The sequence below is a fragment of the Cardinium endosymbiont of Oedothorax gibbosus genome (genome assembly GCF_936981045.1).
Classification (GTDB): Bacteria; Bacteroidota; Bacteroidia; order Cytophagales; family Amoebophilaceae; genus Cardinium.
Genome location: NZ_OW441264.1, coordinates 389,767 through 405,260, shown reverse-complemented (window position 1 = coordinate 405,260; position 15,494 = coordinate 389,767). Strand labels below are relative to the sequence as shown.

Genomic DNA, 15,494 nt, shown 5'->3' with positions numbered 1-15,494 from the left:
GTTCCGGTAGGAAAGTGCAGCTTGCGGCTGAGCAGAACAACAGTTTAATGGAGGCCACAGGGTGGCTTCTGTTTTTCCAGGTGTGCTTTCTTTTTTCCATCAGGGCTTGATTTGTAGATACTTTTTGATCAAGCAAAAATTAAGATAAATATTCCTTTATTTTTTTTCACAGACCTGAAGCGCTTGTTCTGCTGCATTGGTTAATGCTTCTACGATTTTAGTGTTCAAATATTTCTTTGCTAATTCAATATCTATTGTAAGGGTTTCTTCAGCCATGTATTTTAATGCATCTAGATGGGTGTAGCTTTTAGCATGCCTTAGGTCATAAAGTCGTTCAGCCAATTTAATGCAAAGCACAAAAAGTTGTTCTCGATTGATTACTTGCTTAAGAGCATTTCCAATATAAAGTCCACATGGCTCCATGCTTTGGCGATCATTTACTGCTAAAATACTTTCTATAAAGGCGTAAATATTCATATCATAGTTGGCCTTAATATACGCAAGTGGTAAATCCGCATGATGCACTAAGTCATACAGTAATACACCATAAATGGGTTGCGGATAAAAGCGTATCCATTCTGTCACTAATTGTGCAATACCTATCGCACGGATGTACAACAATTGTCCGGATAGATGGCGTCTAAAACCATAGCACCTTCTGATCAATAGAAGTATTTCATCTAATACAGCTTTACGAGCCTCGCATATTTCTAAAATATGGTTATAAGATCTCATAAATACTTCCATGGATTGATCGATTTCTTTTTGGTTTATAGGAACATCTAAAGGGAGTATTTTGTCGATCATTGCATCTCGAACCTGTACTACATTATAAGGCAGTACCATCACTATAGGCCTTTTTTGGGAAAAAGGGAAGCGTAGGTAACCATAATGGGCACGAACTGCTCGTTCTATGACATGTTTTTCAACCTGTATACGTTCTAAGTTTGTTTGACCACTGTGCCACTTAAGCTCTCTTCCTTCTGTAATATCCTCATAATAATTTTTAATTTTGGGCAATATGGTTAGAGGGATAGTAGTGCTGCTGATCACCAGGGCTATAGCTGGGAAGTTCATTTCCGATTTGCCTTTTTGCGCATATTTTAAGTGCGTAGCATGTAATTGAATGTTTACACGTTCACCTTTTGAACTACCTGGGTTAGCGGTACGTAAAACAATAGGGACTAATGATTGGATCATATGATTGACATCACATGTGATCTTTTTAGGAATAACATTATTTTTCATTTCTACCACCAGTTTTGGGACTGGTGAGGTCCTAGCTTCCAGTGTAGCCTCTAGTTTAGAGATCAATGCATCTATAGTAATTTCATTTGGTATTAACGGTATGTGGTCTATAGACCTGGCCTGTTGCTTTAAAAAAGTAGTAAAAGTGAAAAAATTTTTGATAATACTTTGGATATCTTGCTGATAAAGAGTCCTAGTATCTAAATATGACATAAATTCAGTAACGTCCTGAATGGTTTTTTCTACACAAGGTCCAGCCTCTTTTGGGTTTTTACGAGCATTTTCTGGATGTAAGTTGGAGTTGGTTTGCATAGGCGCATGGTCCTTGTTTTCTGCTAATTTTATTTGACTTTTTAAGTAGCGGTTATATAGTGTATAGGCAGCTATTTTGCGTTTATTATAAATAATAATGCTAAAGACCATTAAGCCGAACCCCAATAGAGATAGTAAAGAATCCCCTGACATCAACAGTTGATCTATACCTATGTTATAGATTGCGTAAAAGATCATTAAAAGTGTAAGGACTACGAGTTTTATACTTATATACAGGGGCAATACAAATAAAGTTGCAGATAAATGTCCAACAGATAAAGTTAGTGTAAATTGAGCATCTTGCACATGAAACCAATGCCAAAATACATTTACAGGAAGGCAAAAAACGGTGTATACTAGCCAAGATCGACCAATTTTCCATGATGGAACCGTTTTTTTGCGTGTAATTCCATTACCTATAAGCCAAATACCTATAAAAAATTGAACTATGTACCAATAAATAGTCAGTCCTCCAATGATGTAATCTAGTATGGTGGTAAGTATAATGTAACACCCTGTACATCCCATTGTAGCATCGCTTGGTTTTAATTTGGCCAGTTTTTCTTTTATAAAAACAGATTGTAACGATTTTTTTATGCGACTTTTGATACGTGTAATAGCTTGTTGAATCGCTCTAATTTCATAGGCAAATTGTTTGTGATTTAGACTATGCTCCCCAAATGGAGCTTTGATTTGCTTAAGGTAAAAAATCACCACTAGAACCAATAGCAAAAAGGGTAATGCCATGAGGAAAGGTGTATAGAATGACATCGTATAATAAATTTTTAAATTACTTAAAAAAGAATTACAAAATATTATGTAGGTAAACTACCTATTATAGGAAAATTATAAGAATAAACTCAACTATTTTAGTTTTAATTTGTGGCTCTGTCCGGATCTGTCCAATTAAGTGTGTAAATTATTTTTTTGGTTTATTAGATTCTATTTTCTAATTTAATTAAAAAATGTGCCATAGCCTCACTCCAATTATGAATAGGGATGGTCCACTTTCTAGTCATGTAATTAATAGTTAGATACAATGTTTTAAAAACAGCTAGATCGTTAGGAAATACCCTTTTATTTTTGGTAACTCTACGGAATTGACTATTTACAGATTCAACAGCATTTGTTGTGTAAATCACTCTACGTATGGCACTAGGGTATTGTAAAAATACCATCAAATTATCCCAGTTAGCATACCAAGATTTGGCTATTTGTGGGTATTGTTGATTCCACTTGGTAGCAAAAGCTTCTAAGGCCATCAATGCTTCTTCTTCAGTAACTGCAGTATAAACTGGTTTTAAATCAGCAACTAATGCCTTTCTATGTTTATAAGAAACATATTGCAAGCTATTCCTAATGGCATGAACAATACAGAGCTGATGTTCCGTTTTCGGGTGTACAGCAGTAATGGCCTCAGACATACCTGGCAAATTATCTGTACACGCAATGAGTATATCGTGCATGCCACGATTTTTGAGTTCTGTTAAATTCCCCAACCAAAATTTAGCTCCTGCATTTTCACTCATCCAAAGACCTAAAACATCTTGCATGCCCAATCTATCTATACCTAACGCAACGTAGACTGATTTATTGCTTATGCGCTTATCCTGTCTAACTTTAACTACAAAACAATCAAAAAAAACGATAGGATAAACCGACTCTAAGGGACGATTTTGCCATATTTTAACATCTTTGATAACAGCATCTGTGATGTTACTTATCAGGCTTTCACTAACTTCTGCGCCATATAACTCTTGTATTTGAATCTGAATATCTGATAGGCTCATGCCTTTAGCATATAGAGATAAGATCTTATTATCTAAACCAGGTATTCTTGTTTGACGCTTAGGTAATAAAACAGGTTCAAAAGTGGATGATCTATCTCTAGGGACCTCAACCGATATAACCCCATTATCAGTGATAATTTGCTTACTAGACAAGTCATTACGAGCATTATCTGAATCACTACCTGCATACTTGTTATAATCTAAATGGTTATCCATTTCTGATGCTAATGCTTTTTCTACAAGACGTTTGCTTAATTGTTTGAGTAAGCCGTCTTGATCAAATAGGGTCGATAGCTCTACACCTGAGTCTATCAGTACATCTATGGCCTTGCTTATCCCATCTTTAACTGTCTCTTTTCTTTTCATTGTTTTAAGTATTTTAGTTTATCTAAATATATAACCCGAAATATATTTACACACTTAAAACAAAAGACCCGAATTTGTAAAAAATCTGCTATTTGAGCTTAATCATTTAACCTGAGTTCGGGATTAGATTATTTTTTCATTTGATAATCAATATCAACCTCAGTTCGGGATTAGACGTATTGTGAACCAGTCATATATATATTAGTTATAGAAGGTTTTTTCTCTTTTAGTGCATAAGCTGTAATTCCAGTTATCAAATTGACTAGAAAATTAGGTATGCTTCTATGCCTGGAATGTTCTATCTGGCTAATATTTTTGAGCTGATCTATAATAGTTTCAATTATAGATCGTTTTCTAAGCATCAGTTTATCCCAGAGTGGCATAAAAGCATTTTTCATATTTTTTCTAATCTGGGTAATGAGTTCCACGCCTTTCTCGATCAGTTTTTTAAATAAATCTTTGCTTATGTAACCTTTATCGGCAAACATTTTACCCATCAAGTGTTTACATAAATTTTCTACAGGAAGCCTATCATTAGTTTTACCTGTGGTCAGTTGAAAATTCATAATTTCTCCTAAACCATTGACTATCAAGTGCAACTTTAATCCAAAAAACCAACCGGTGCTGGTTTCACCTTTAGTAGCAATCGATTTAAAAACCCTGTGCGTATAGGCTCTTTTGATATGGCAAACCTTGATGGCTGTTGCATCCATAAAATAACAACCTGTTTTTGTTTTAGAAAGACTTTGTGTAAAACAGTACAAGGGAACTAACGTTCTTTGGATCAGTTCTATAAATCTATTGTAGCTCACTAACTTTCCAAATTTACTAGAATGAAATTGCTGTAAATGAATATAATAAGACTTAAAATTTCTAAAACCAATCACATGAAAGGCAATAAGAACAGTCATTATTTCACTCAAAGTTAATGAACAAGTTCTAGTGGGTTTTCTTTTAGAGTTGGTTAACAGTTGTTTTTCCATATACGGCATAAACTTTATGAGAAATTCATTAACAGCATAATATATTTCAACTAACTTTTCTACATTCATAACTGGCTCCTTTGGATAATCTGGTTAGTATTTTTTTATCTCCAAATTTAAAACACAAAGAAGCTTTTTAAAGCTATTTTTTAACAAGCTAATCCCGAACTCACGTAATATCAATGAAAATTTATAAAATTTGTTTTATAGACAGTTAAATAGGTAGTTGAATAACAAATAATTCTGGTAATCAGTTTATTATATATATTATATTTATAAAATTAGATATAAAAACTTGTTAAATAGGTGCAAATATTAACTAAATAATTGATATTAAATTGTTGTAAATCAGTCAAATAAATCCCGAACTCACGCATTTACTATTTGAATGTTTGAATAATTGTTGCACTTTTGATAAATGGTATGACCACCTATCTGTAGCAGAAAGTGGGAAGCGTTTTTTAGCCTATTGTAGGTATATAACTTTGTTAACCACCTATACTAGGTAAAACACCTTTACAGATGGTGGCTATTTAAATGGAACACTAAGTAATAACCATATCACCAACAAGATGATAGCTATCAAACTTATTGCTTACCCATTATCTGAGATTTTCTATTAGTAGGCCTGTAGCTATAGTCAAAATCGTGGGGCGCTAGTGCATGGCAATACCACTCTTCAGATGGTTCTTTTCCTTTTGCTTCACCAAAGCCGTACTGCTTTATAAATTGTTCAAAAGTATAGTCAGTTGGATCTGGTAAGCTGCTCACCGCACTATGTTGTATACCACTGATCACATAATCGACCCATTTAAGCTTTTTAGCATTGTCACCATACTCCATCCAGTCTCCATACATAGACTTCTCATAGAGCTTTTTCTCAAATGCTGCAAGTGATATGCCCATTTTTCTGGCTACTCTACCCCCTAAACGGTTCCATGTTTCCTTAAGGTCCTCATACATCTCTTTTGTTTCTCTTAGATTTAATCTACCAAAAAAATTTTTTATTCCGGGGTGATGATGTAGGATTTCAGCATTTGGATAAGCATAAGATTTAGTAGCCAATGTAGTAATCAAAGCGGCCATAGAAGCAGCGAATGCTTTTACGACCACATAGACAGGTGCTTTACTATGCTCTATTGCTTGTAGAATATTCCACCCTGCGGATACCCATCCGCCTGGGGAATAACCAATGATAAGAAATATAGGATACTGACTATTTTTGTTGTTAAAATAGTGAATTTGATCTACAATATAATTTGCTTTCCAGGGTGTAATGGAACCATTTAGTTGAATATATCGATCAGAGAGGACTAAAGTATTGCTTCGTTTGATCAATGGGTCTTTCAGGTAAATAGGCTTTTTTTGGATATAGTTATCTCGTGCTATTTTAGCTTGCAAGGCCCCCATTTCTGCTTGCAACCGGTGGCTGGTCTCTTGCAACAGTTGCGTTTGCCCTTTTTCTAATTGTATCTTTTTATCTAATGTGATTAACTGGGTATCATACTGCTCCATTTGCTTCATAAATCTAGCTTTTGCTAGCTCTAGTTCGATGGTCACCTTTTCTCTTTCCATATTTAGCAAAAGCATAGCTTTATCATGCGCTTCTCGCGCGTTGTCATCCTCTATCTCCTTATTCAAGCGCTGAAGTTCTTTTTTAAGACGAAGCTGCTCAATTTGAGCAATAATAGTTGAAAGCTGTTTTTCCAAGCGTGCTCGATTAAGCGCGTTTTCTGCTTCTAGATCACTTTTTAGCTTGGCTTTACTGGCAGCGTTAGAATGATCAACATCAGAGGCTTTTTTTTGCATTGTAGGGGATACAATAGCCACCTTCTTACCTTTTTCCTCTTTTGCGAATCCTATATGATGCGTGACTAATAATGTGAAAAAAAACAACCCCAATCTTATTAACCCACGATTATAATTCAAACCTAACATCTTAATTATTAATTTAGTATGAGCGTTGTTCTGGAAGTTGTCCGGCTAGGGGTCGAACCTAGAGTCTTCTGGACCAAAACCAGACGTGTTGCCGTTACACTACCGGACAGTAACTGACTGCATACAACTACAAATGTATTAATTTAATTGGAAAAAGTAAGTAATGATCCGCTTTTTATGGCTCAAGTTTTATTTCATATATTAGGGCTACGTAGGCTTTTTATATCTTGGGTAAGATCATAGAACGTTCTATACTTGAAACTTGGTTTTATAATTAGCCTCTGGCCCGTTCTCTGGGACAATTTAGTATAATTTTTGGTTTTTGATTTGATTTTATTAAAAGGTCATAATGTCATTTAATATTCTACCTTTTGTTACAATATTAATCTTGTTGTTGCTGAAATCTTCTTTTACAAAAGAAAGGTTGGCTAAGCTTAAGCCAAGTGATGCTATAATGGGATGTATGGGGTGTTATGTTATATGCACTACTGTATTAGATTATATAAATGATCGCTTTATCTACTGGTACCTACTTCAATTTATTACGGCTATTTCGCTTATAGGTTATGCAATCGATTCTAAGAAAGAAATTCCATCCTGGAAAATTGGGCGACGTTGGTTAATGAGTGTAGTTTTTTGTCTTCCTATAAATGTGCTTTGGAATTGGTCAGGTCTGACTCAACCTCCATCTGCTTTTGCGTTAGCCTTATCTATAGCCCATTTGGCTGTAACCTTATTTGTATTGCCCTTGTATATAGGCATGAAGCTAGTCTTCTTTACATTATTAGTGCTCTTTTACGTCATTTATAACATGGGCACGGAGCAACTGTTGGCATCAAGTGGTTTCTTAATATCCTTTCTGGGATTAAGCCCAATGATTTTTTTTATTATTGCTTATAATAAGCGTAAGCTAGCTGGCTATAAATATCATGACTACTATTTAAAAAATAAAATAGAAGAACAACAAAGAGAAGAGCAGGAACAAAGGCAAACAGAGTCTTGCTTATACTCGGACCTAGGGGCGGTTCGTAATAATCCAAAGGGAGTGTACGCTTCTATAGATCAAACAATGAAAGAGGTCACAAATTTTATTTCCTATTTAGATGATAGGCCGCTTTATAAAGAAGATTTAGATATCATTACCAAGAATTTTGTCATTTGGGATATTTTTCTAAAACAACGGGCCAAGTCTGACAATCATATCATTTTGCTACCAATTGAAGTAAGCCTTGATGAGCTGATCCGAAGGTTAGAAGTTTCGCTAGAGTTTGAAAGTAGTGCGCGCGCTATGCCAAAGTTGGTCATAGAGACCAAAGGTGATAAGCTGCCTCAAAAGATCATATGTGATGCAAACCAGCTGGTCTGTTTATTGCGTCCTGTTATTTTAAGTCTTGCCAGCCTAGATGCTTCAAAAGATCGGTTTGTACGCATTCAATTATATACCACCTGTTTAAAATATGAGCCAAGGGACCCTTCCGAAGAGAGATATACTACAGATGTGTGCTTTCCTGCTATAGCTCTAGTCATTAGTAATGCTGCTATGTCTGAGGAAGCCTTGCCTACAATTAAAAGTGCTTATCAAGATGTTACAGTAGGTAGTGAGTTTAATTGGCACAATGTGATGCAAGAAGAAGGAGAGTGGACCAATATAGAAAAACGAAACATAGAAAGAATCGTTCGTATCCACTATGGTTACTTACAATTTCCGGCTTCTCCTAAAAGATCTATGCTTATAGTGGTGCCTTGTAATGCAGCTGCTGTACGGGATGAAATGATTTCCAGAATACCACCTTCAGATGTTTCTATTTCCTATAGAGAATTTAAGGCGTCTATGGTAACATTAACGCAAGCCTATAATAGTTTTTGCACGATGGCTGATGTGCGTACGATTGTATTAGATGAGCTTTTTTTCCTGGTACGGCGTTGTTATGGTTTTAGGCGGCACGCATCAGGACAATTACTTTATGTACGTGCGTTAGGTATTGCCCAATTAGTAGCAGAATGGGTGCCTTACCAATCAAGGATAGTTTATTTCAGTGTGCTGTATGGCTTAGTACGTTATGCAGGTTTACCACTTGCTTATATTAAAGCCAATTATAGTGTGGAAGCCTATCGTTTTGTAGAAAGTATTGTAGCAGTCAATAAACGTGAAGAGATGGAGCCATCTGGACTCTATGTGGGTAATCGTCTCAAACGAATCATCAACCGAGAACAACTTTACGTACTTTGCATTAAATTTGCTGAACGACTTTATGATTTACGTCATGCCAAAGATTATATCCAACTGGACGAGGTAAAATATATGGCCCAAGAAACCCTTACGATAGATATTGAACTTGGTAAGAAATATTTGAATGCTAAAATCGTAGAAGAATTAGTACAGGCAGCTAACCAGGCATTACAGCTCTGTGAAGGCACCTGTTAGGTATCTTGCATCTATTTTTTTATAAGCACATAAAAAAGTGTTGGTTGAGAGGTGTAGAAATGTTACGAAATAAAAAAACGCCCCTTGTAAAAAGTTGCCATGCGGGAGTACGTGCTTAAAGATAATAAGGTCGTATGTTTGTAGAATAAAAAAAGACCTGGAAAAAGGCCGCCACAAGGTTGGTTATTAGATACCGTTAAATACGTTGAGCCCTCAGATCTTTCATCTTAAAAACTGAATAGTTCGGTAGGCCTTAAAGCCTGTATATGCGACGCTAGTTTAAAAGATGAATTGATATAGTATATATATAATAAGTTATGAAATACATAGGCATTGACCTAGGAAAAAGCAGCTTTGTAGCAGCTTTTCCCCAAGAGAAAGGATACCTACTATCACCTATAAGAATGATCCCAAAGGAATTGAAACCTTTTTAGCTCAACTTGATAAAACAACGCATCACTGTGTCTTAGAAGTCACAGACAACTATGGCGCTTTATTACTGCAGATACTTACAGAGCATGAAATAGTTGTGTCGATGGTCAATCCCAAGCAAATCAAACATTTTGCTCGGATGATGCTAGTTATAACCAAAACCGATAAGGTAGATGCCTAACTTATTGCCCTTTATGGAGAAAAGATGCAGCCTGCCCCTTACAGAATGCTTCCCCAAAATATACAAGGGTTAAATCAACAAAAAAAGCTTCTTGTTCAGCTAAAAAAACAACTTATTATGTTCTATAATCTGCTAGAGTCTTTTAATGTGTTGCCTCAAGCAGATGACTTCGCCTTAAGAACACTCAAGGAAACTATAGCCTGCCTGGAAGAACAGATAGAGCTTCTGGAGCAACAAATGCTTTCTATCACCCAGGAGAGCTATAATGAGCTCTATAAGCGCATTAGTTCTATTAAGGGCATTGGAGATAGAACCGCTCTGCAGCTTATTGTTTCCACTGGAGGGGGGCAGCATTTTCAAAGGGCCAAACAGTTCTCTAAGTTCATTGGCTTAGCTCCTAGTTATGAGCATTCAGGCTCTTCCATAAGGAAGAAGGGGCATATCAACCGTCATGGGAACTCCCAGCTGCGTTCTTTGCTCTATATGGCTTCTTGGTCTGCTATACGGTTTAATAAGGCGTGTAAAACATTTTATGAGAGATTAAAAGCCAGAAGAAAACCTGGGAAAGTGGCGCTTATTGCTGTCGCTAATAAACTGATTAGAAAAGTGTTTGCTATTCTTAGGGACTATACTTGCTATATTGATGGGTACCTTTCTAAGCTGAAAGTAACTTCTTAGCAGTTAAGAGAAGACTTTTAGGAGCATCTTAAAGCGCTCTTGTTTGAGATTAATGAACCAAATAATTATAAAAATTTCTACGATCAGATTTGTTTTTTAACATAGTTCGTATATAGTTACTTGTTGGATAAATATTGGGTCAACGCTGGTACAACAAAGCAGGTGCATGTACCTAAACCGAATCAAGTTTGGAGTGAGGATATTACTTATATTCGCACCAGTATTGGGTTTATCTACCTCTCAGCTATTATAGATTGGCACAGTAAAGCCATATTGAGTTATAAGGTATCCAATACGGTTCTGTCGCGTTTATTCTAAAAAATGATTATTTTAGTATCGGTATTTACAAAAGTAGTTATTATGTTTAATATTTCTCCCGAGTTATTACCATATTTTAAAGGTTATTGTTCTTCATCAGAAGTCATCCTGTTATTTGTATACATGAAGTGTCGTTTTTCCTTGAGCTATAGAGATTTGGAAGAGATGATGCGTATGAGAGGCGCAAGAGTTGATCATTCTACGCTACAGAGATGGGTTATTAAGTTTGTTCCTCTGATAGATAAAGCAGTAAGAAAAAGAAAACGACCAATTGGTAGTAGTTGGAGAATGGATGAAACCTATGTTAAACTAAACGGGAAGTGGATCTATTTATATAGAGCAGTAGATCGTTATGGTGATACAGTTGACTTTTTTCTATCTGAGCATAGAGACAAGTCTTCAACGCTTTCTTTTTTTCGAAAGGCGATCACAGAAAATAATATTCCTAAGAAAGTAGTAATTGACAAAAGCGGTAGTAATAAAGCTGCCCTTGACGCGATCAATACAGATCTTGATCAAGATCATACCATTCAAATATTGCAAAACAAATATTTGAATAATAGAGTTGAACAAGATCATAGGTTTATCAAAAAACGGATAAAACCTATGCTGGGTTTTAAGAATTTTTATTCTGCTTCCATTACTATTTCAGGGATAGAAAACATTCGTATGATTCAAAAAGGACAAGTAAGAGGAGCTAAAAATCATCTTTCTACTTTTGAGAACTTTGCTATCTTAATGGCCGCATAATATCCAAAATTTGACTTAAACGAAAAACCTATACTAAGAAAACTATAGACGCGACAGAACCATAAAACAGGTTCAAAAGTGGATAATCTATCTCTAGGGACCTCAACCGATATAACCCCATTATCAGTGATAATTTGCTTACTAGACAAGTCATTATGAGCATTATCTGAATCACTACCTGCATATTTGTTATAATCTAAATGGTTATCCATTTCTGATGCTAATGCTTTTTCTACAAGACATTTCCTTAATTGTTTGAGTAAGCCGCCTTGATCAAATAGGGTCGATAGCTCTACACCTGAGTCTATCAGTACATCTATGGACTTGCTTATCCCATCTTTAACTGTCTCTTTTCTTTTCATTGTTTTAAGTATTTTAGTTTATCTAAATATATAATCCGAAATATATTTACACACTTAAAACAAAAGACCCGATACTGATATACTTATTAGATGCTAAAAAGCAACTACCCAGCAGTATGGATAAAAGTAAAGACCTTTTTCCCTTCTTTAACATATTGGTTATGTCTTATTATAGCACCCTTAGTCGTTAGCATTCGATAATCTCGAATTGCACCCTTTCCTTTTTTATCTTCTAAGGCCTTTTCTAGTGGTTCACTGACACCTAACTTACCTCCTATTCCTGTAGCAATAATCAATATAACGTCTTTATAATCGATAGGGTCTACCGCCAACCATTCCTCTAAAAAGGAGAACGGGATACCATATTCCTTACTAAGGTTAGGCTTAAACTTATACTTCATGCCCGTTTGCATAGTTTTAGGAAATTTTTCCTTTGTCACGCTGCCATAAAAATTAGGCGTTAACACCCAATTATTTTCTTCTGTATCCTGCGTATCTACAATATTATTTTCAGATTCTGCACAAGAATCGTTTGAATTAAAACATTTTTGACGATCCGTAACATGAAAACGCAAGGCCCCTAAACGACATTTGGTAATGGTACACTTATCTTTATCCAAATTATCCTCTGAAATATTAATCACCTCCCAACGGGGATGCAAAGTTTCGCTTTCTTTTTTCTCAGAAGGGCAAGTTGAAGCCCACAATAGACATAATGGAACAATAGCTATTAAAGATTTCTTCCAAGAAGATAACAAGTATATAAAATAACGCATAGGCAAAATTGAAAATAGAGCAGTAAAAAATATAGCACTAAGTTAAGTATTTCCTAAAGTTTAAAAAAAATAAGTAAAATACAAAAACAACTAAAAATAATCCTTACCGAACAGATGGATGAAATGGTTATGCCATAGGCAAATTTAGCTATTAACGTGAGTTCGGGATTTATTTGACTGATTTACAACAATTTAATATCAATTATTTAGTTAATATTTGCACCTATTTAACAAGTTTTTATATCTAAATTTTATAAATATAATATATATAATAAACTGATTACCAGAATTATTTGTTATTCAACTACCTATTTAACTGTCTAATAAAACAAATTTAATAAATTTTCATTTATATTGATTATCAAATGAAAAAATAATCTAATCCCGAACTCACGTTATTACAAGCGTAACTAGATCAAAATCTATCCAAAGATACAACACAGGCCCTGGTTTTTTATAAAAAAAGGCGTAGTATTGTAAAGTGTTGTTCGCTTTATCGCCGAGGTTTCTTTGGAGCAGTAGGTTGCTTATAGGGGCCCATAGCTCAGTTGGTTAGAGCATCTGACTCATAATCAGCAGGTCCCAGGTTCAAGTCCTGGTGGGCCCACGTTGTTTACCTGGTTGGAACAATATTCTGTTGTAGGGCCGCAGTTGCGTCATTTTTTTGTATTATTTATTAAGCCCTAGTAGCCACCTTTTCTATTGTGTGTTCCGATACCTATAAGCATGCCCCTATTGCCATTTACGACAGCGGCATAGGGGGTTTGGCCATTGCTAGCGTCATCAAAGCACTTTTACCACAAGAAACAATTCATTATATCGGAGATACTAAAAACTTGCCTTATGGTGAAAAGAGATCGATGGCGCTACGTGGCTATATCGCACAAGTAATAAATTTTTGCTTAAGTAAAGACTATAAGCTGCTGGTGATGGCTTGTAACACTGCCACTGCTGCTGCAGATCGGTTTTTGCCATCTTATCTTAAAGCCATAGGAGCAGAAATTGATATCATCAATGTCATTGACCCAGTAATAACCTATATTAATGCAACCAACCGTTATAACCAGGTCGGTCTTATAGGTACCCACTATACCGTATCAAATGGCATCTATGCAGAACGATTGCGCACCACTGGCATTAGACTTACTGCTCTAGCCACTCCCCTACTGGTGCCTATGGTAGAAGCTTGTTTCAATGGGAGCAAGATAGATCACCTTTTATTAGATCATTATTTAAATCAAATCGCTCCCCCGCATTTAGATGCACTGATCCCAGCTTGTACACATTATATATTTTTAGAAAAAGCATTAAAAAGTTTTGTCAGGGCGCATTATCCAAAAGAAATTGAAATAATAGATGTAGCAAAACTTACCGCATTAGCAGTCAAAAAATTTTTAACTGCACATAATCTCTTAAACACCACAGAAAGAACACCACTTGATCGTTTTATGGCAACTGCACTAACCCCATCTTTTAAAAATGCCAGCAAGAAACTATTTGGGCAAACCCCTATAGAAATTAACCTAGTGAACGATACGCAATCAATAGACCGAGTCTGTTGTGATAGGTCGATAGTATAATTTTGGGTTCTGTCGCGTTTATTCTAAAAAATGATTATTTTAGTATCGGTATTTAAAAAAGTAGTTATTATGTTTAATATTTCTCCCGAGTTATTACCATATTTTAAAGGTTATTGTTCTTCATCAGAAGTCATCCTGTTATTTGTATACATGAAGTGTCGTTTTTCCTTGAGCTATAGAGATTTGGAAGAGATGATGCGTATGAGAGGCGCAAGAGTTGATCATTCTACGCTACAGAGATGGGTTATTAAGTTTGTTCCTCTGATAGATAAAGCAGTAAGAAAAAGAAAACGACCAGTTGGTAGTAGTTGGAGAATGGATGAAACCTATGTTAAACTAAACGGGAAGTGGATCTATTTATATAGAGCAGTAGATCGTTATGGTGATACAGTTGACTTTTTTCTATCTGAGCATAGAGACAAGTCTTCAACGCTTTCTTTTTTTCGAAAGGCGATCACAGAAAATAATATTCCTAAGAAAGTAGTAATTGACAAAAGCGGTAGTAATAAAGCTGCCCTTGATGCGATCAATACAGATCTTGATCAAGATCATACCATTCAAATATTGCAAAACAAATATTTGAATAATAGAGTTGAACAAGATCATAGGTTTATCAAAAAACGGATAAAACCTATGCTGGGTTTTAAGAATTTTTATTCTGCTTCCATTACTATTTCAGGGATAGAAAACATTCGTATGATTCAAAAAGGACAAGTAAGAGGAGCTAAAAATCATCTTTCTACTTTTGAAAACTTTGCTATCTTAATGGCCGCATAATATCCAAAATTTGACTTAAACGAAAAACCTATACTAAAAAAACTATAGACGCGACAGAACCTCTCTTTTCCTTTCATTGTTTTAAGTGTTATGATTTAGGTAAAGATAAATCCTAAAAAATATTTACACACTTAAAACAAAAGACCCGGTTGGGAAGCTTGGATCTAACAAGACTTTTCTTATTTAATACATCCAAGCTCTTTAGCTTTCTCACTGCCCAATCTCGCTCAACGGTAGCCTTCCCTGAAGCTTTAGCCAGTTCATCATTTTGATGCTTAAGAGTCTGTATTGCATCTTTATAAACGCTAACAATTTTTGATGGATCAAAGGCTACTGAAGCATTTTCTAAACACTGACGCTTCCAATTTTGAAGGATTTTACTAGTGACGCCATATTTGGACGATAGCTCAACTAGCGTTAAATCTTCTTTTAGTAAAGCGAATACTATCTTAGTTTTTTCTTCCGAACTAAAATCCCTAATCTTATTTTTACCCATCTGATTAATTTATTGTATGACTCTAAAACTAAACGATACGGAAAATAAATTAAAATATTTTTGTCCGATTTTTTCAGTCCAC

At 35.3% G+C, this 15,494-nt stretch carries 14 protein-coding genes and 2 tRNA genes; 8 read left to right on the top strand and 8 right to left on the bottom strand.

The features are described 5' to 3' along the window. Positions 1–156: 156 nt before the first annotated feature. The 5 genes from NBW36_RS01800 to NBW36_RS01780 form a co-directional block, all read right to left on the bottom strand. Positions 157–2,307 carry an HD domain-containing protein gene (locus tag NBW36_RS01800; RefSeq protein WP_250238742.1) on the bottom strand — a complete coding sequence of 717 codons (2,151 nt, stop codon included), beginning with the start codon at positions 2,305–2,307 and terminating at the stop codon, positions 157–159. A gap of 188 nt (positions 2,308–2,495) precedes the next feature. Continuing rightward, the gene (locus NBW36_RS01795) at positions 2,496–3,716 is read right to left on the bottom strand and encodes an IS256 family transposase (RefSeq protein ID WP_250238741.1); all 1,221 of its coding nucleotides are present in this window, start codon (positions 3,714–3,716) and stop codon (positions 2,496–2,498) included. Between the two features lie 170 nt (positions 3,717–3,886). Further along, positions 3,887–4,768, bottom strand: a complete 882-nt coding sequence (locus tag NBW36_RS01790) for an IS982 family transposase (protein ID WP_250238740.1) — start codon at positions 4,766–4,768, stop codon at positions 3,887–3,889. Positions 4,769–5,287: 519 nt separating this feature from the next. Then, positions 5,288–6,508, bottom strand: coding sequence for an ATP-dependent Clp protease proteolytic subunit (locus NBW36_RS01785; protein ID WP_250238738.1), 1,221 nt, complete (start codon positions 6,506–6,508; stop codon positions 5,288–5,290). A 166-nt stretch (positions 6,509–6,674) separates the two neighbouring features. Beyond that, positions 6,675–6,746, bottom strand: a tRNA-Gln gene (locus tag NBW36_RS01780). A 285-nt stretch (positions 6,747–7,031) separates the two neighbouring features. Between NBW36_RS01780 and NBW36_RS01775 the strand changes: the two genes are divergently transcribed. From NBW36_RS01775 to NBW36_RS01755, 5 genes are all read left to right on the top strand, one after another. After that, positions 7,032–9,062, top strand: a complete 2,031-nt coding sequence (locus tag NBW36_RS01775; protein WP_250238730.1) for a hypothetical protein — start codon at positions 7,032–7,034, stop codon at positions 9,060–9,062. Positions 9,063–9,444: 382 nt separating this feature from the next. Next, positions 9,445–9,675 carry an IS110 family transposase gene (locus NBW36_RS01770; RefSeq protein WP_320412881.1) on the top strand — a complete coding sequence of 77 codons (231 nt, stop codon included), beginning with the start codon at positions 9,445–9,447 and terminating at the stop codon, positions 9,673–9,675. A gap of 24 nt (positions 9,676–9,699) precedes the next feature. Then, positions 9,700–10,353, top strand: coding sequence for a transposase (locus tag NBW36_RS01765; protein WP_250238728.1), 654 nt, complete (start codon positions 9,700–9,702; stop codon positions 10,351–10,353). 162 nt (positions 10,354–10,515) lie between these two features. Continuing rightward, positions 10,516–10,671 (top strand): DDE-type integrase/transposase/recombinase, encoded by a 156-nt coding sequence (locus tag NBW36_RS01760; RefSeq protein ID WP_250238726.1) that lies wholly within the window; start codon positions 10,516–10,518, stop codon positions 10,669–10,671. Between the two features lie 42 nt (positions 10,672–10,713). Beyond that, on the top strand, positions 10,714–11,421 hold the full coding sequence (locus NBW36_RS01755) for an IS6 family transposase (protein ID WP_250239072.1): 708 nt from the start codon (positions 10,714–10,716) through the stop codon (positions 11,419–11,421). Here the strand turns inward: NBW36_RS01755 and NBW36_RS01750 are convergent. Both NBW36_RS01750 and NBW36_RS01745 read right to left on the bottom strand, forming a co-directional pair. Beyond that, positions 11,376–11,783, bottom strand: a complete 408-nt coding sequence (locus NBW36_RS01750) for a transposase (RefSeq protein ID WP_250238724.1) — start codon at positions 11,781–11,783, stop codon at positions 11,376–11,378. The two genes, NBW36_RS01755 and NBW36_RS01750, sit on opposite strands and share 46 nt — an antisense overlap. A 104-nt stretch (positions 11,784–11,887) precedes the next feature. Continuing rightward, the gene (locus NBW36_RS01745; RefSeq protein ID WP_250238722.1) at positions 11,888–12,559 is read right to left on the bottom strand and encodes a hypothetical protein; all 672 of its coding nucleotides are present in this window, start codon (positions 12,557–12,559) and stop codon (positions 11,888–11,890) included. A 533-nt stretch (positions 12,560–13,092) separates the two neighbouring features. Here NBW36_RS01745 and NBW36_RS01740 point away from each other — a divergent pair. The 3 genes from NBW36_RS01740 to NBW36_RS01730 all read left to right on the top strand — a co-directional run bounded on the left by NBW36_RS01740 (position 13,093) and on the right by NBW36_RS01730 (position 14,916). Beyond that, positions 13,093–13,166: transfer RNA gene (locus NBW36_RS01740), tRNA-Ile, on the top strand. Between the two features lie 157 nt (positions 13,167–13,323). Further along, positions 13,324–14,139 carry a glutamate racemase gene (locus tag NBW36_RS01735; protein WP_250238720.1) on the top strand — a complete coding sequence of 272 codons (816 nt, stop codon included), beginning with the start codon at positions 13,324–13,326 and terminating at the stop codon, positions 14,137–14,139. Between the two features lie 69 nt (positions 14,140–14,208). Beyond that, on the top strand, positions 14,209–14,916 hold the full coding sequence (locus NBW36_RS01730; RefSeq protein ID WP_250239030.1) for an IS6 family transposase: 708 nt from the start codon (positions 14,209–14,211) through the stop codon (positions 14,914–14,916). A 112-nt stretch (positions 14,917–15,028) separates the two neighbouring features. Here the strand turns inward: NBW36_RS01730 and NBW36_RS01725 are convergent, their stop codons facing one another. After that, the gene (locus NBW36_RS01725; protein ID WP_250238718.1) at positions 15,029–15,412 is read right to left on the bottom strand and encodes a transposase; all 384 of its coding nucleotides are present in this window, start codon (positions 15,410–15,412) and stop codon (positions 15,029–15,031) included. Between the last annotated feature and the right edge of the window lie 82 nt (positions 15,413–15,494).